15 protein-coding genes are annotated in these 15,757 nt (G+C 63.5%); 6 read left to right on the top strand and 9 right to left on the bottom strand.

Annotation, left to right across the window (positions count from 1 at the left end):
* Positions 1-65 precede the first annotated feature (65 nt).
* Positions 66-296 (bottom strand): 30S ribosomal protein S21, encoded by a 231-nt coding sequence (gene rpsU, locus ACR65N_RS14265; RefSeq protein ID WP_430304583.1) that lies wholly within the window; start codon positions 294-296, stop codon positions 66-68.
* 451 nt (positions 297-747) lie between these two features.
* Between rpsU and ACR65N_RS14260 the strand changes: the two genes are divergently transcribed.
* From ACR65N_RS14260 to ACR65N_RS14245, 4 genes are read left to right on the top strand one after another with little or no spacing between them, the layout of a single operon-like run.
* Positions 748-2,001, top strand: coding sequence for a sarcosine oxidase subunit beta family protein (locus ACR65N_RS14260; RefSeq protein ID WP_440457546.1), 1,254 nt, complete (start codon positions 748-750; stop codon positions 1,999-2,001).
* A 13-nt stretch (positions 2,002-2,014) separates the two neighbouring features.
* Positions 2,015-2,356 (top strand): sarcosine oxidase subunit delta, encoded by a 342-nt coding sequence (locus ACR65N_RS14255; protein WP_440457545.1) that lies wholly within the window; start codon positions 2,015-2,017, stop codon positions 2,354-2,356.
* On the top strand, positions 2,353-5,328 hold the full coding sequence (locus ACR65N_RS14250; RefSeq protein WP_440457544.1) for a sarcosine oxidase subunit alpha: 2,976 nt from the start codon (positions 2,353-2,355) through the stop codon (positions 5,326-5,328). Before ACR65N_RS14255 ends, ACR65N_RS14250 begins: the two co-directional genes overlap by 4 nt.
* Positions 5,321-5,869 carry a sarcosine oxidase subunit gamma gene (locus ACR65N_RS14245; RefSeq protein WP_440457543.1) on the top strand — a complete coding sequence of 183 codons (549 nt, stop codon included), beginning with the start codon at positions 5,321-5,323 and terminating at the stop codon, positions 5,867-5,869. The genes ACR65N_RS14250 and ACR65N_RS14245 overlap by 8 nt, the downstream gene beginning before the upstream one ends.
* Before the next feature lie 21 nt (positions 5,870-5,890).
* Here ACR65N_RS14245 and ACR65N_RS14240 read toward each other — a convergent pair whose 3' ends face one another.
* The 5 genes from ACR65N_RS14240 to glgX all read right to left on the bottom strand — a co-directional run bounded on the left by ACR65N_RS14240 (position 5,891) and on the right by glgX (position 10,100).
* Positions 5,891-6,019: a hypothetical protein gene (locus tag ACR65N_RS14240; RefSeq protein ID WP_440457542.1), complete on the bottom strand. Its 129-nt coding sequence runs from the start codon at positions 6,017-6,019 to the stop codon at positions 5,891-5,893.
* Positions 6,016-6,246 carry a hypothetical protein gene (locus ACR65N_RS14235; protein WP_440457541.1) on the bottom strand — a complete coding sequence of 77 codons (231 nt, stop codon included), beginning with the start codon at positions 6,244-6,246 and terminating at the stop codon, positions 6,016-6,018. Before ACR65N_RS14235 ends, ACR65N_RS14240 begins: the two co-directional genes overlap by 4 nt.
* A 12-nt stretch (positions 6,247-6,258) precedes the next feature.
* Entirely contained in the window at positions 6,259-7,500 is a 1,242-nt protein-coding gene (locus tag ACR65N_RS14230; RefSeq protein WP_440457540.1) for a class I SAM-dependent methyltransferase, read from the bottom strand.
* 81 nt (positions 7,501-7,581) lie between these two features.
* Positions 7,582-8,070 carry a MaoC family dehydratase gene (locus ACR65N_RS14225; protein WP_440457539.1) on the bottom strand — a complete coding sequence of 163 codons (489 nt, stop codon included), beginning with the start codon at positions 8,068-8,070 and terminating at the stop codon, positions 7,582-7,584.
* Between the two features lie 59 nt (positions 8,071-8,129).
* Positions 8,130-10,100: a glycogen debranching protein GlgX gene (gene glgX, locus ACR65N_RS14220; protein WP_440457538.1), complete on the bottom strand. Its 1,971-nt coding sequence runs from the start codon at positions 10,098-10,100 to the stop codon at positions 8,130-8,132.
* 138 nt (positions 10,101-10,238) lie between these two features.
* Between glgX and ACR65N_RS14215 the strand changes: the two genes are divergently transcribed.
* Complete coding sequence (locus ACR65N_RS14215) at positions 10,239-10,853, top strand: TetR/AcrR family transcriptional regulator (protein ID WP_440457537.1); 615 nt, start codon at positions 10,239-10,241, stop codon at positions 10,851-10,853.
* A 5-nt stretch (positions 10,854-10,858) separates the two neighbouring features.
* A complete protein-coding gene (locus ACR65N_RS14210; protein ID WP_430304570.1) occupies positions 10,859-11,305 on the top strand; it encodes an SRPBCC family protein in 447 nt (148 codons plus the stop codon).
* A 78-nt stretch (positions 11,306-11,383) separates the two neighbouring features.
* On the opposite strand, the gene ACR65N_RS14205 is transcribed toward ACR65N_RS14210, so the two are convergent.
* The 3 genes from ACR65N_RS14205 to glgC are packed head-to-tail and all read right to left on the bottom strand — an operon-like array spanning position 11,384 to position 15,740.
* A complete protein-coding gene (locus ACR65N_RS14205; protein WP_440457536.1) occupies positions 11,384-13,012 on the bottom strand; it encodes an alpha-D-glucose phosphate-specific phosphoglucomutase in 1,629 nt (542 codons plus the stop codon).
* Positions 13,012-14,457, bottom strand: coding sequence for a glycogen synthase GlgA (glgA, locus tag ACR65N_RS14200; protein ID WP_440457535.1), 1,446 nt, complete (start codon positions 14,455-14,457; stop codon positions 13,012-13,014). The genes ACR65N_RS14205 and glgA overlap by 1 nt, the downstream gene beginning before the upstream one ends.
* 20 nt (positions 14,458-14,477) lie before the next feature.
* A complete protein-coding gene (gene glgC / locus ACR65N_RS14195) occupies positions 14,478-15,740 on the bottom strand; it encodes a glucose-1-phosphate adenylyltransferase (RefSeq protein ID WP_440457534.1) in 1,263 nt (420 codons plus the stop codon).
* Positions 15,741-15,757 lie beyond the last annotated feature (17 nt).

The raw sequence follows: 15,757 nt of genomic DNA, 5'->3' as shown, positions 1-15,757 counted from the left end.
AAAAAGCGGTGGCGAACCAGTCGCCCCCGCCTTCAATCACGAAAAAACGTCGAAAACGCGGCCGATCAGCGACCGGCGGTACGGGCAGCCGGCAGCAGGCCTTCGCGCTGCATGCGCTTGCGCGCAAGCTTGCGGACGCGGCGAACGGCTTCAGCCTTTTCGCGGGCGCGCTTCTGAGACGGCTTCTCGTAGAAATCGCGCATCTTCATTTCACGGAAAATGCCTTCGCGCTGCATCTTCTTCTTGAGAGCGCGGAGAGCCTGATCGACGTTATTGTCGCGGACAAGTACCTGCACGTGAATCCCGTTCCTTTGGTTCTTCGAGTTGACCGCCCCGAAACTGTCCAGTCCGGAACGAAGCAATAGGTTGCGCGCGGCGTTCAAGCCGGGCGATTGGTGAGGCAGATAACAGATGGCCATGGGGAAGTCTAGCCGACTTGCAACCCCCAAGGTGGAAATTCGCCTGAACCGCCTAGGCTACAGGGCTTGTGTTGCAGGGTTGCTGCATGTTCCGGGGCTGCTTGCGAGAGGTTCGACGTGTCTGATCGGTCGCCGATGCGGCGCAGTGCTGGCGCCGATCCCGTGGAATCAGTGCGGCAAGCGCTGCATGCCCCGCACAGATGTTGCGTGTGTCGAAAGCAGTGGTTGAATGCGTCGCAAAGCAGCCATTGCGGCGCATGTTGATTTGCGATCAGTATGGCTCTACCCAAGGGCCGGTTCCCATGGGTGCTAAGGAGCGACAAGCGGCATGCGCAAATATTCCGTCTTCGCGGTGGTCAGAGAAGCCATGCGCAGCCACAAGGGATGGGATCCGCACTGGGTCTCGCCGGAGCCGCGATCCGCTTATGACGTGATCATCATTGGCGGTGGCGGACATGGTCTGGGTGCTGCCTATTACCTGGCCAAGGAACATGGCATCACCAATGTCGCGGTGATCGAGAAGGGCTGGCTGGGCGGCGGCAATACCGGCCGCAATACCACCATCATCCGCTCCAACTATCTTTATGAAGAGAGCATGGACATCTACGAGCATTCCCTGAAGCTCTGGGAAGGCTTGAGCCAGGAGCTCAATTATAACGTCATGTATTCGCCGCGCGGCGTGATGATGCTGTCGCACAACACCCATGACCAGCAGAGCTTCAAGCGCCACATCAACGCCAACCGGCTGTACGGCATCGACAACGAATGGCTGACTCCGGAGCAGGCGAAGAAGTTCTGTCCGCCGCTCGATATCTCCGGCACCGCTCGCTATCCGATCAACGGCGCGGCGCTTCAGAAACGCGGCGGTACGGCCCGCCACGATGCGGTCGCCTGGGGCTATGCCCGCGCCGCATCGGATCGCGGCGTGCACATCATCCAGAACTGCGAAGTGACCGGCATCCGCCGCGGTCCGGCCGGCGAGGTGATCGGCGTCGAGACCAGCCGCGGCTTCATCGGCGCCAAGAAGATCGGCGTGTCCGCCTCCGGTCACTCATCGATGCTGATGCAGATGGCCGATGTGCGGGTGCCGCTGACCAGCAACCCGCTGCAGGCGCTCGTGTCGGAGCCGCTGAAGCCGATCTTCCCGTGCGTCGTCATGTCGAACACCGTGCACGCCTACATCTCGCAGTCCGACAAAGGCGAGCTGGTGATCGGTGCCGGCACCGACCAGTACCACTCCTACAGCCAGACCGGCGGGCTGCAGATCATTACCCACACGCTCGACGCAATCTGCGAGCTGTTCCCGATCTTCCGTCGGGTGAAGATGATGCGCCAGTGGGGCGGCATCACCGACAACACGCCGGACCGTTCGGCGATCCAGAGCGTCACGCCCGTGCCGAACCTGTTCGTCAACTGCGGCTGGGGGACCGGCGGTTTCAAGGCCACGCCCGGCTCGGCCAACCTGTTCGCCTGGCTGATCGCCAAGGGGGAGCCGCACCGGCTGGCCTCCGGCCTCAACCTCGATCGCTTCCGCACCGGGCGGCTGATCGACGAGGCGGCTGCGGCTGCGGTGGCGCATTGACGCGAGGAAGACCATGTTTCTGATCCACTGCCCTTATTGCGACGACGACCGCGCAGAGCTGGAATTCCGCTGGGCCGGCGAGGCGCACATCGCCCGGCCCGAGAACATCGCGGCGATCTCGGACGAGGAGTTCGCCGAGTTCTTCTTCCTGCGCGACAATACCAAGGGCGTCGCCTATGAGCGCTGGCGGCACATTCACGGCTGCGGCCGGTTCTTCAACGCCATCCGCGATACGGTGAGCGACCGGTTCCTGATGACGTACAAGGCCGGACTGCCAAAGCCGCCTCTGCCCGAAACCGGTGCCACGGAAAAGACCGTCGAGACCTATGAACAGACGGAGGGAGACGCCCGATGAGCTCTTCCCGGACCATCGGCGATTTCCGCATCAAGGGTGCCGGTCGGCTGACGCCCGCCCGCACCGCCCGCTTCACCTTTGATGGCAAGAGCTACACCGCCCTTGAGGGCGACACGGTCGCCTCGGCGCTGCTCGCAAACGGCGTCCACCTGATGGGCCGCTCGTTCAAGTATCACCGCCCGCGCGGTGTGCTGTCGGCCGGTGCCGAAGAACCGAACGCACTCATCGACGTGGCGCGCGATGCTGCCCGCCGTCAGCCAAACGTGCGCGCCAGCGTGCAGGAGGTTTTCGACGGCGCGATCATCCGGTCGCAAAACCGCTGGCCGACGCTCGCCTTCGACACGGGGGCCATCAACAACCTGCTGTCGCCGTTCTTTGCCGCCGGCTTCTATTACAAGACCTTCATGTGGCCGAAGGAGGCCTGGGCGAAGCTCTACGAACCGATCATTCGCCGCGCTGCGGGCCTCGGCGTCGCGCCGACGGAAGCGGATCCCGACCATTACGCCAACCGGTTTGCCCACTGCGATGTCCTCGTCGCCGGCGCCGGCATCGCTGGCCTGACGGCAGCGCTGTCGGCGGCAGAGACGGGCGTCGAGGTCATTCTTGTCGACGAGCGGGCGGAAGTCGGCGGCGCACTGCTGTTCGACGGTACGACCACCATCAACGGTCAGCCCGGTTTTGAGTGGGCGCAGGATGCGGCGGCCCGGCTTGAAGCGATGCCGAACGTGACGGTTCTGACCCGCACGACGGTGTTCGGCTACTACAACCACAATTTCATAGGCCTCGTCGAGCGGGTGACCGATCATCTGCCGAACCCCGGCCGCCACCTGCCGCGCGAGCGGTTGTGGCAGGTACGGGCGAAGAAGGTCGTTCTGGCGACCGGCGCCATCGAACGGCACATGGTGTTTGCCAACAACGATCGACCCGGCATCATGCTGGCGTCTGCGGCGCGCACCTACCTCAACCACTATGGCGTTTCCGTCGGCGCGAAGGTCGGCGTCTACACGGCGCACGATTCCGCCTATGAGGCAGCCATCGACCTGAAGCGGGCAGGCGTCGATATCGCCGCCATCGTCGATTGCCGCAGCGAACCGGGGGAGGCCGTGGTTACAGCTGCACGCAGCCTCGGCATCGAGGTGCTGACCGGTCACTCGGTCGTCGATACGTCCGGGCGCCTGCGCATCTCGTCGATGACGGTTGCCCGCAACGGCTCGAAGACTAACCGCAAGATTGCCGTCGACGCGCTTCTGATGTCCGGCGGCTGGACGCCATCGGTGCATCTATTCTCGCAATCGCGCGGCAAGCTCAAGTTCGACAAGGCGAGCGACCGGTTCCTGCCGGATCTTCATGTGCAGGACTGCGTTTCCATCGGCGCCTGCAACGGCACGGACGACCTTTCCGCACTGCTCGCCGAGGCCTCGGCGGCCGGCGGCGGACCGGTCTCAGTATCCGGCACATCTACCTTTGCTTGGACCGGCGGCATGATCGGTGCGGCGGAAGGTGCGGGCAAGGACAAGACCGTCAAGGCCTTCGTCGATTTCCAGCACGACGTGACGGCAAAGGATATCCGCCTTGCCGTGCGCGAAGGCATGCACTCGATCGAGCACATCAAGCGCTTCACCACGAACGGCATGGCCTCCGACCAGGGCAAGCTCTCCAACATGCATGGGCTGGCGATCGCTGCCGAGATGCTCGGTCGAGAGATCCCGCAGGTCGGTCTCACCACCTTCCGGGCGCCCTACACGCCCGTCACGTACGGAACGCTGGTCGCCCATTCGCGCGGCGACCTGTTCGACCCGGCCCGCAAGACGCCGCTTCACGGCGAACTGGCAAAGGCCGGGGCCGCCTTCGAGGATGTCGGCAACTGGAAGCGCGCCTGGTATTTCCCGCAGCGCGGCGAGGACATGGCAGCGGCGGTCAACCGCGAATGCCGGACGGTGCGCGCGACTGCCGGCGTGTTCGACGCCTCGACTCTCGGCAAGATCGAGGTTGTCGGCCCCGATGCGGCAATATTCCTCAACCTTCTCTACACGAATGCCTGGGATACGCTGAAACCCGGCAAATGCCGCTATGGAATCATGACCCGCGAGGACGGCTTCATCTATGACGACGGCGTCGTCGGGCGTCTCGCCGAGGATCGCTTCCATGTGACGACGACGACAGGTGGTGCGCCGCGCGTGATGGCGCACATGGAGGATTACCTGCAGACCGAGTTCCCGGATCTCAAGGTCTGGCTGACCTCGACGACGGAGCAATGGGCGGTGATTGCGGTACAGGGCCCGAAGGCGCGCGACATCATCGCGCCATTGGTCGACGGGCTGGACCTGTCGAACGAAGCCTTCCCCCACATGAGCGTTGCCGAGTGCACCATGATGGGCGTGCCGGCGCGGCTTTTCCGCATGTCGTTTACCGGCGAGCTCGGCTTCGAAGTCAACGTGCCGGCCGATTATGGTGCGGCAGTCTGGAAGGCGATCTCGGAGCGGGCGGAAGGCATGGGCGCCTGCCTCTACGGCACCGAGACCATGCATGTGCTGCGCGCCGAGAAGGGCTACATCATCGTCGGACAGGATACCGATGGGACCGTGACGCCGGACGACGCCGGGCTCTCCTGGGCGGTGTCGAAGAAGAAGACGGATTTCGTCGGCATCCGGGGACTGAAGCGTCCGGACCTGATGCGCGACAACCGCAAGCAGCTGGTCGGTCTCTTGACCCGCGACCCGATCGAGGTGCTGGAGGAGGGTGGGCAGATCGTCGCCGATCCCGACCAGCCAAAGCCGATGACCATGCTCGGTCATGTCACGTCGGCCTATTGGTCCGAGAACCTCGGCCGGTCGATCGCCATCGGTCTGGTTGCCGGCGGTCGCGCGCGGATGGGAGAGACACTCTACGTGCCGATGAAGGACAAGGTGGTGGAAGTGGAAGTCACCGACATGGTGTTCTTCGACAAGGACGGAGGCCGTATTCATGGTTGAAACTGCACTGCGCAGCCTGCCGCTGTCCGGCGCCCATGGCGGTTCTGCCGTCGTCAGCCTGTCGCCCGCCGCCCCCGCGACCCGAATCTCGCTACGCGTCCGCGCCGAAGACGTGGCCGCGCTGTCGTCGGGGCTCGGCCTTGATCTCCCAACAACGGCGAAAACGTCGACGTCCGGGAACGGCCTGACGGCACTCTGGCTCGGTCCGGATGAGTGGCTGCTGATCGGCGAGGGCGAGAGTGACCTGATGAGGACGCTCGGTGGCTCAAGCGTGCTGCATTCGGCGACCGACATCTCGCACCGCAATACGGCGATCCTGATCTCCGGTCCTGGCGCTGCCCTAACTCTGAACGGCGGATGCCCGCTCGATCTGTCGCTGAGGGCATTTCCGGTCGGTGCCTGCGCCCGCACGCTGTTCGGCAAGATCGAGGTCGTGGTTTTCAGATCGGCAGAAGACGCGTTTCGCATGGAATGCTGGCGCTCGTTTTCCGACTACGCGTTCGGCCTGCTCCACGAGGCGGCCGAGGATGCGGCGCTATAGCGTCCTCCATCCTCGCAGCTTTTACTCTCCCGGGTGGCGCTGTTTCTGCTTGCGGTCCAGATCCCGCTCGTGCAGGCGCATGGCGATATAGGCGACCGAGACGATGATCGCCGGCAGTACAATCGAGTAGTAGAACCAGAAGTCGGTCATCGCAGCCTCCTCAGCGTTCTTCTTGCCAGATAATGTAGTGCAATTGCGAGAAGCGACCAAGTCAGCAAGCTCGTGACGATCTGCCAGGCTGAAGTGGTCCCTAGGACAGCGACGTTATAGCCGTAACCGACCAGCGGCGTCGCTATGCCGACCGTAAAGCAGGAGGTCGATGCTCGATCGAAGGCATTCGCGAGCAGCTTCGTCTGTTCAATGGCCGCCATGTTCATGATCATCGCCCCCTAAAGCGACAGATCCAGCGCCTTCTCCCGCCCGATATACTCGCGCTGCCTGTCCGTCACGTAGTCGCGCACGATGGGTGCCGCATCGCGCGAGCGCGACAGCTGCATGTGGAAGACCAGTTGGCTTCCGGTGCGGAACATCATCTCGGCGCTGATCAGGTAGAATTCCCACATGCGCGCGAAACGGTCATCGTAGAGCGCGATCACCTGGTCGCGGTTCTTCTCGAAGCGTTCCGTCCAGTGCCGCAGCGTCTCGGCGTAGTGGATGCGCAGGAACTCAAGATCGGTCACCCACAGGCTGTTCTGTTCGACGACCTCGAAGACCTCCGATAGGGCCGGCGAATAAGCGCCGGGGAAGATATACTTGCGCAGCCAGGGGCTCGCCATGCCGGGCGGGCTCATATGGCCGATCGAGTGGATGACGGCGAGCCCGTCGTCCGGCATCAGGGCATTCAGCTTCTTGAAGAACTCGTCGTAGTGATGAACGCCGACATGCTCGAACATGCCGACCGAGACGATGCGGTCGAAGGTGTCGGTGACATCGCGGTAGTCCTTCAGCTCGAACTTGACGCGATCCGACAGCCCCGCCTTGGCCGCACGCTCGGAGGCCAGCGTCTGCTGTTCCGTCGACAGCGTGACGCCCGTCACCTGGACGTCCTCCAACGATGCCAGGTAGAGCGCCAGATCGCCCCAGCCGCAGCCGATATCGAGGATCTTCATGCCCGGTTTCAGGCAGAGCTTTGCGGCCAGCAACCGAAGCTTGTTGCGCTGAGCCTGCTCGAGCGTCTCGTCCGGTTCGCGGAAATAGGCGCAGGAGTAGAGCATGTTGTCGTCGAGGAAGAGCTTGTAGAAGTCGTTGCCCAGATCGTAGTGATGCGCGACGTTCTGCTGCGCCTCTCCCTTGCGGTTCGACTGCTGACGCTTGCGAAGCCTCATCTTGATGGCACGCAGCACCTTTTGCAGCGGGTAGGAACCGAGCGACAGGCGGTTGACCGAAAACAGCGTCAGGAAGTCGCGAAGGCTCGATCCCTCCTCGAAGCGCATGGTGCCGTCCATGTAGGCTTCGCCCGCTGCAAGCTCCGGGTTGAAGACCAGGCTGCGGTAGAGCTTGGGATCCGTGAGCCGCATGGTCACGGAGAGCCCCGGCGTTCCCTCGAAGACGTGGCGGGCACCGGTTGCATCGATCACCGTGAGGCGACCCTTGCGGATGAAGGATTTCATCATGTGGGAGAGCGGGAACATCAACACCTCTGCATGGGATGGAAGAACAGGGGCATGCGCAGTTTCCCGGAGGCGCCAGGGCGCGTTCCGTCAGTATCGAGATCAGGCGTCGTTCGGCCGGTCCTCGGGATCGAATTGGACGATGGTCGTCCAGGTGGCGGTCAAGGCGGGCTTGCGCTCGTTCTCGATATCGACCGTTACGTCATAGGTCGTCATCAGCATGCCGGCGCCGCGAAAGCGCGCTTCGGTGAGGGTGAAGCGGCCGCGGATCCGCTTGCCGGTGCGCACCGGCGAGCCGAAGCGGATCTTGTCGAAGCCGTAGTTGAGGCCCATCGTCTGCTCGCGGATGTGCGGCAGCGAATCGTAGTTCATCGCCGAAAGCAGGGACAGCGTCAGGAAGCCGTGCGCGATCGTGCCGCCGAATGCGCTTTCGGCGGCGGCACGTTCCGGATCGACGTGGATGAACTGGTGATCGTGGGTGGCCGTCGCAAAGGTGTCGATCATCGTCTGGTCGAGCGTGATCCAGTCCGAGACGCCGATCTCCTGACCAACCAGATCCTTTACGTCCCGTAGCGAAATCTCACGCGGCATCGATACCTCTGATTCTGTCGCTCGACCTCTTCAAGTCTTACAGTTTTTCAGTCACTTCACTAGGGGTTCTCTGCCGTTGGCAGCGGAATGGCGAAGGTCACCGAACGTGGATCCACGACGAACTGCCGCCCATCTCTCCCAGTCATCAGATCGCGCCAGTCCTGATCCGGGAGGGTGACCGTCGAAGCAGACCGGCCACGAGTGAAGATGACGGCGAGACGGGTGTCCGATCCCGCGTCCCGATCGGCCGTGCGCAGCACCATTGTCAGATGCGTCGCATCGGCTGCCTGCCATTGCTCTGCGGTCATCGGCAGACCATCGGCGTCCAGCCACTCCACATCACCATCCTGTCCAGTAAAGAAGCCGGTCTCGGAGAAGACCTGGAACCGGCGGCGGATCTGCGCCAGCCTGCTTGCATGCTCGACCAGCGTCTCGTCGAGCGTCGACCAGTGGACCCAGGTGAGGGGGTTGTCCTGCGCGTAGGCGTTGTTGTTGCCCTGCTGCGAGCGTCCGCCTTCGTCGCCGGCAGTCAGCATGATCGCGCCGCGGGTCGCAAACAGTGTCGACAACAGCGCCTTCACATCGGCGCGCCGCGCGTCGTTGATCGCCGCGTCGGCAGAAGCGCCCTCGGCGCCGTTGTTCCAGGAGTGGTTGTCGTCATGGCCGTCGCGATTGTTCTCGCCGTTTGCCTCGTTGTGCTTGTGGGCGTGCGAAACGAGATCCATCAGGGTGAAGCCGTCATGGGCTGCAAGGAAGTTGACGCTGCGGGTGTGCGTCTGGCCATGTCCCGAGAAGATGTCGGAGGAACCGGCAAGAGCACTCGCCAATGCCCCGGTCATTCCGGCATCGCCGCGCCAGTAGCGGCGCAGGTCGTCGCGCGCCCGGTCGTTCCATTCCAGGAATGGAGGCGGGAAATTGCCGAGCTGGTAGCCGCCCGGACCGATATCCCAGGGTTCGGCGATCAGCACGCGGTCTTTCAGCAGGTCGTCACCGAAGATCGCTGCCAGCGTCTCGCTGTCGCGCGAAAATCCCTGAAGGCTGCGGCCGAGCACTGTTGCAAGGTCGAAGCGGAAGCCGTCGATGCCAGCGTGCGAGACGAAATGGCGGAGCGTGTCAACGATCAGGCGGCGCACCTGCGGATGATCGCAGGCAACCGTGTTGCCGGTACCGGTATCGTTGATGAGGGTTCCCGGATCGCCGGGCATGTGATGGTAGTAGCTGAGGTTGTCCAGCCCGCGCATCGACAGCGTCGCGCCAAAACGGTCGCTTTCGCCCGTGTGGTTGAACACCAGGTCGAGGATGGTGCCGATTCCCTCGCGGTGGAGCGCCGCCACCGTCTCGGCAAGTTCGCTCATGCCGCCCGGCGCCAGCCGCGGATCAAGTGCCATGAAGGCCACCGGATTGTAGCCCCAGCCATTGGTCAGTCCGAGCGCCGGCAGGTGCCGCTCGTCGATCCAGGCGGTGATCGGCAGCAATTCCACGGCCGAGACGCCGATGCGCTTCAGGTGGGCGATCACCGACGGATGCCCAAGCGCGGCGATCGTCCCACGCATCGTTTCGGGGATGTCCGGGTGCAGCATGGTGAACGGCCGGACTGCGACCTCGTAGATCAGGCCGCCCCGGGTGAAGCGTGGCGGAGCCGTGGGTACGGCGACGTCCCGAGTGACGACGCCTTTGGGAACCAGATCGGCGGTGTCGACGCCGAACTGCGAGAGCCGTGGATCATGGCGGAAGGCGCTGTCCAGCTCTTCGGCGTAAGGGTCGACCAGCAGCTTCTGCGGGTCGAACCACAGGCCGCGATCGGGATCGTAGGGTCCGGAGGCGCGATAGCCGTAGCGGGCGCCGGGCCGCAGATCTTCGACCTCGAGCGAGAAGATGTCGCCTTCCCCTCGCTGCATCGGCAGGCGCCGCATTTGGGTCCTTCCCGCCGCGTCGAAGAGGCAAAGCTCGATCCCGGTCGCATGGGCGGAGAAACAAGAGAAGCGGACACCCGTTGCGGTCGGAACGGCCCCTAGCGGCGATGCTGTCATGATGCTCCCGGATCTGCGTTCAGCGCGGTCCGCTCATTGTTAGCTGACTTGCTTGCCGCGTACAGCCAAAACTTCTTGACGCCATACCTCTTGGTATGTTCATTAGCTCCATACCGGTTGGTATGGAGGATCCCACGCATGCAGCAGCAGAGCATGTCGCAGTCGCGGCTTCTCGAAGCCGCCCTGTCGTTGATCCGCAGCAAGGGCTATGCGGCGACGACTGTGGATGCGATCTGCGCGACTGCAGGCGTGACCAAAGGCAGTTTCTTCCACCATTTCAGCAGCAAGGAAGATCTTGTCCTGCAGGCGGTCGGCTTCTGGAACCGCTTCACCGAGGAGGTGTTTGCGCAGGCCGCCTTCGCCAGGGTCGCCGATCCGCGGGACCGCCTGCTCGGCTATGTCGACTTCCGCATTCAGATCCTCGACATGGAGGTCGCCGAGTTCACCTGCCTGCTCGGCACGCTGGTGCAGGAGACCTACCAGACGCATCCGCAGGTGAGGACGGCCTGCGATGAGGGCATGTCGCGCCATATCGCGGTGCTGACCCGCGACATTGCGGCTGCCAAGGAACTCTATGCGCCTAACGCCGAATGGACGCCGGAGAGCCTCGGCTACTTCATCCAGGCGGTGTTGCAGGGCTCATTCATCTTCGCCAAGGCGAAGCTCGAAGCCCAGGTTGCCCGCGACAACCTCGGTCACCTGCGGGCCTATCTGGAAACCGTTCTGCCAATCGATCGTCAACAGGAGGAGTGAAAACGATGACGCATACGATACGTCTGCACAGGGTGCTGAAGGCGGCGCCGGACAAGGTCTACCGGGCTTTCGTCGATCCGGACGCTCAATGCAAATGGGTGCCGCCCTATGGCTTCACCGCCAAGATGCACCACGCCGAGCCCGTCGTCGGCGGGACGTTCAGGATGTCGTTCACGAACTTCACGACAGAAGAGACGCACAGCTTCGGCGGCTCCTACCTGGAGTTGGAGCCCGGCAAGCGCATCCGCTATACCGACGTGTTCGACGATCCCAATCTGCCGGGTGAGTTGTTGGTAACGGTCGACTTCAAGCCGGTCTTCTGCGGAACGGAACTCAGCATCACCCAGGAGGGTGTGCCCGAGGCCATTCCGGAGGCGGCCTGCTATCTGGGCTGGCAGGAATCGCTGGTCCAACTGGCGAACCTGGTCGAGCCCGACATCCGGCAGGACTAGCCCGATGCAAATGCGGCCCGTTCCGCAGGAACAGGGCCGCATTGAGATCATGGATGTCTGGCCTGCCGGCGGGCCAAATCAGGTGATGACGGTCGGGGCGTCGCGGCCGGTGCGGGTCTTGATGCCGGCGATCTCGTCGGCAACGGCGATCAGATCTGCGAGCGCTTCCTGCGTCTCGATGCCGTGGCGTCCGGCGTCCGGCTCGTAACGCTCGACATAGAGGCGAAGCGTAGCGCCGGAGGTGCCGGTGCCGGAGAGCCGGAAGACGACTCGGCTGCCGCCTTCAAAGAGCACGCGAATACCCTGGTTCTTCGACACCGAACCATCGACCGGATCGTTGTAGGCGAAGTCGTCGGCGGCAATCACCTTCAGGTTTCCGAACGACTGGCCGGGCAGGTCGGCAAGCTTGTCGCGCAGGGCAGTCATCAGGCCATTGGCGGCGTCCGTCTCGACCTCCTCATAGTCGTGGCGCGAATAGTAGTTGCGGCCGTATTCCGCCCAGTGCGCCGTGACGATCTCCTTGACGCTCTGCTTACGGGCCGCGACGATGTTCAGCCAGAACAGTATCGCCCACAGGCCGTCCTTCTCGCGCACGTGGCTGGAGCCGGTGCCGAAGCTTTCCTCGCCGCAGACCGTCACCTTGCCGGCGTCGAGCAGGTTGCCGAAGTATTTCCAGCCGGTCGGCGTTTCGTACATGCCGATGCCGAGCTTTTCGGCCACGCGGTCGGCGGCGGCACTGGTCGGCATCGAGCGGGCGATGCCGGCGATGCCATCCTTGTAGCCGGGCGCGCAGGTGGCGTTGGCGGCGATCACCGCAAGACTGTCCGACGGGGTGACGAACATGCCCTTGCCGACCACCATGTTGCGGTCGCCATCGCCATCCGACGCGGCACCGAAGTCCGGGCCGTCGACGCTCATCACGTCGTCATACAGTTCCTTGGCGTGGACGAGGTTGGGATCGGGATGATGGTGGCCGAAGTCCGGAAGCGGGATCTCGTTGCGGACCGATCCGGGTGCAGCGCCCAGGCGCTTTTCCAGGATCTCGACGGCATAGGGGCCGGTCACCGCGCTCATCGAATCGATCACCACGCGGAAACCCGAGCCGATCAGGCTGCGGATGGCGGGAAAATCGAACAGGCTTTCCATCAGCTCGGCATAGTCGGCAACCGGGTCGATGACCTCGACCGTCATGCCGGCAAGGTCGAAGCTGCCGACCGTATCGAGATCGACGTCGGGGGCCTCAACGATCTTGTAGATCTCGATGACCTTGGTGCGGGCGTAGATGGCATCGGTGATCTTTTCCGGTGCCGGTCCGCCGTTGCCGATATTGTACTTGATGCCGAAATCCTCGGTCGGGCCGCCGGGATTGTGGCTTGCCGACAGCACAATGCCGCCGAAGGCGCCGTATTTGCGGATGATGTGCGAGGCGGCCGGCGTCGACAGGATGCCGCCCTTGCCGACCATCACCTTGCCGAAGCCGCTTGCCGCTGCCATCTTCAGCGCCTTCTGGATGACCTCGCGGTTGTAGTAGCGGCCGTCGCCGCCGATCACCAGGATCTTGCCCTCGTAGCCTTCCAGGCTGTCGAAGATCGCCTGGATGAAGTTCTCCGCGTAGTTTTCCTGCTGGAAGACCGGCACCTTCTTGCGGAGCCCGGAGGTTCCCGGTTTCTGGTCCTGGTACGGAGCGGTGGATACGGTCTTGATCATCAATGCGAACCTTTCGGTAGAAGGCTGGAATAGAGTTTGTGGTACAGCGCGGCGCTGTTTTCCCACGATACGTCGGAGGTCATGCCCTGCTTCTGGATGCGCGCCCAAGTCGGCCTGTCCCCATAGAGGCGAACGGTGCGGCGGAGCGCCCGTTTCAGGCTTTCGAGCGTCACCGGGCCGAACGAAATGCCGGTTGCGGCATCGGCGGCGAGTGCTGCGGGATTTGCGTCGATCACTGTGTCGTTGAGGCCGCCGGTGCGCGATACGACCGGCACGCAGCCGTAGCGCAGCCCGTAGAGCTGGGTGAGACCGCAGGGCTCGAAGCGCGAGGGGATCAGGATCGCGTCGGAGCCGGCCTGCATCAGGTGCGACAGCGGCTCGTCGTAGGCGACGGAGAGGCCGACACGGCCCGGATGGCGATAGGCTGCCGACCGCAGTGCGTTGACGATGGCCTCATCGCCTGAACCCAGAACCGCAAGGCGGCCTCCCAGCGAAACGATCTCGTCGACAGCATCGGCAACCAGATCCAGCCCCTTCTGCCAGGTCAGCCGCGAGATGACGCAGAACAGCGGCCCGTCATCCTCGATTAGGCCGAACCGAGCCTCCACAGCGCGCTTGTTCAGCGGTCGCGCCTCGAGGTCGTCGATGCCGAAGGGGTGGCTGACGGAGGGATCGGTATGCGGGTTCCAGACGTCCGTGTCGATGCCGTTGACGATGCCATGCAGGTCGCCGATGCGACGGTTCAGCAGGCCTTCCATGCCCATGCCGAACTCCGGCGTCAGGATTTCCTCGGCGTAGGACGGGCTGACGGTGCTGACCGCCCAGGCCGTCTGGATGCCGGCCTTCAGGTAGCTGACCTGGCCGAAATACTCGATGCCTTCGACATCCATGGCCTGCGCCGGCAGGCCCAGCGCACCAAAAATCTCGCCGCCGAAATTGCCCTGGAAGGCGATGTTGTGGATGGTCATCACGCTGGGCAAGGCAGGTTTGCCGGAATAGCGCATGTAAGCGGGTACGAGACCGGTCTGCCAATCGTGGACATGCACGAGATCCGGCTGCCAGCCGGGCAGCTCTCCGGCCGCGATCCGCGCACCGGCAAGCGAGAGCGCGGCGAAGCGCCGCCAGTTGTCGGGATGATCCTTGCCATGCACGTCGACATAGGGCCCGCCGGCACGATCGAAAAGGGCAGGGGCATCAAGAACAAGAAGATCAAGCCCGGCCACCTGCGCTTCCAGGACGTCGGCCCGCACGCCCAGAAGGTCGTCGAAGCTCATCCGGATTGCCACCTCGCGCAGTGCTGCCATCACTGCCGGATAGCCTGGCACCAGCGTCTTCGTCGCCACCCCGCGCTTTTTAAGCGCCAGCGGCAGAGCGCCCGCGACATCCGCGAGCCCTCCAGTCTTGATCAGCGGATAGAGTTCGGAAGCGACCGAAAGAACCTTCATCCCACGCCTTTGCCCGACCCTCACAGGTCCAGTTTGTCGATCATCGCCTGGGTAATCAGGCAGATCCCGTTTTCGCTGCGGCGGAAACGCTTCATGTCGACCTCCGGATCCTCGCCGACCACCAGGCCTTCGGGAATGGTGACGCCGGCATCGATGACGACGTTGCGAAGCTGCGCCCGCCGCCCGATGCGCACGTTCGGCAGCACGACCGCGCCATCCAGCCTTGAGTAGGAGTTCGCCCGAACGCCGGTGAACAGCAGGCTGCGGTGCAGCGCCGAGCCGGAGATGATGCAGTCGCCCGATACGACGGAAGACACGGCCGATCCGCGGCGGTCCTCGTCGTCATGGACGAATTTCGCCGGCGGGTTGATCTCGGCATAGCTCCAGATCGGCCAGGACTTGTCGTAGATGTCGAGTTCCGGCGTGATGCCCGTCAGGTCGATATTGGCCTGCCAGTAGGCGTCGATGGTACCGACGTCGCGCCAGTAGGCTTCGGTTTCGAATTCCGAGCGGACGCAGGAGCCGGTAAACCGGTGAGCGACCGCCTTGCCATTTGCGACGATCCACGGGATGATGTCCTTGCCGAAATCGCGGCTGGAGCCGATCTGCGCGGCATCGCGTTTCAGCGCTTCCATCAGGTATTTCGTGTGAAAGACGTAGATGCCCATCGAGGCGAGCGCGTGATCGGGCTTGTCCGGCATGCCGGGCGGATCGGCCGGCTTCTCGACGAAGGCGATGATCTCGTCCTTGTTGTTGACGTGCATGACGCCGAAGCCGGTGGCCTCCATGCGCGGCACTTCCAGGCAGCCGACGGTGACGTCGGCGCCTGAATCGACATGCTGCTGCAGCATGTACTCGTAGTCCATCTTGTAGACGTGATCGCCGGCGAGGATGACCATGTATTCAGGCGCATAGGCCTCGATGATGTCGATGTTCTGGAAGACGGCGTCTGCCGTTCCCTCGTACCACTGGGTTTCCGACACGCGCTGCGAGGCGGGCAGGATGTCGAAGCTCTCGTTGCGTTCCGGCCGGAAGAAGTTCCAGCCGCGCTGCATGTGGCGGATCAGCGAATGCGCCTTGTACTGGGTCGCCACGCCGATGCGCCGGATCCCCGAGTTCAGCGCATTCGACAGGGCGAAGTCGATGATGCGGGCCTTGCCGCCGAAATACACGGCGGGCTTGGCCCGCCGGTCAGTGAGCTCCTTCAGTCGGCTTCCGCGTCCTCCCGCGAGCACGTAGGCCATGGCATCGCGCGCGAGCGGCTGGATGCGCTTTGTCGTCACGGTTAGTCCTCCCATTA

It is taken from the genome of Rhizobium sp. SAFR-030 (genome assembly GCF_059415005.1).
The sequence above is the reverse complement of the archived record's forward strand: the minus strand, read 5'-3'. Positions and strand labels throughout refer to the sequence as shown.

Coding starts and splice junctions, on each gene's coding strand:
- ACR65N_RS14260 (WP_440457546.1), top strand. CDS start 748: ATGCGCAAATATTCCGTCTTCGCGGTGGTCAGAGAAGCCATGCGCAGC.
- ACR65N_RS14255 (WP_440457545.1), top strand. CDS start 2,015: ATGTTTCTGATCCACTGCCCTTATTGCGACGACGACCGCGCAGAGCTG.
- ACR65N_RS14250 (WP_440457544.1), top strand. CDS start 2,353: ATGAGCTCTTCCCGGACCATCGGCGATTTCCGCATCAAGGGTGCCGGT.
- ACR65N_RS14245 (WP_440457543.1), top strand. CDS start 5,321: ATGGTTGAAACTGCACTGCGCAGCCTGCCGCTGTCCGGCGCCCATGGC.
- ACR65N_RS14240 (WP_440457542.1), bottom strand. CDS start 6,019: ATGACCGACTTCTGGTTCTACTACTCGATTGTACTGCCGGCGATCATC.
- ACR65N_RS14235 (WP_440457541.1), bottom strand. CDS start 6,246: ATGAACATGGCGGCCATTGAACAGACGAAGCTGCTCGCGAATGCCTTC.
- ACR65N_RS14230 (WP_440457540.1), bottom strand. CDS start 7,500: ATGTTCCCGCTCTCCCACATGATGAAATCCTTCATCCGCAAGGGTCGC.
- ACR65N_RS14225 (WP_440457539.1), bottom strand. CDS start 8,070: ATGCCGCGTGAGATTTCGCTACGGGACGTAAAGGATCTGGTTGGTCAG.
- glgX (WP_440457538.1), bottom strand. CDS start 10,100: ATGACAGCATCGCCGCTAGGGGCCGTTCCGACCGCAACGGGTGTCCGC.
- ACR65N_RS14215 (WP_440457537.1), top strand. CDS start 10,239: ATGCAGCAGCAGAGCATGTCGCAGTCGCGGCTTCTCGAAGCCGCCCTG.
- ACR65N_RS14210 (WP_430304570.1), top strand. CDS start 10,859: ATGACGCATACGATACGTCTGCACAGGGTGCTGAAGGCGGCGCCGGAC.
- ACR65N_RS14205 (WP_440457536.1), bottom strand. CDS start 13,012: ATGATCAAGACCGTATCCACCGCTCCGTACCAGGACCAGAAACCGGGA.
- glgA (WP_440457535.1), bottom strand. CDS start 14,457: ATGAAGGTTCTTTCGGTCGCTTCCGAACTCTATCCGCTGATCAAGACT.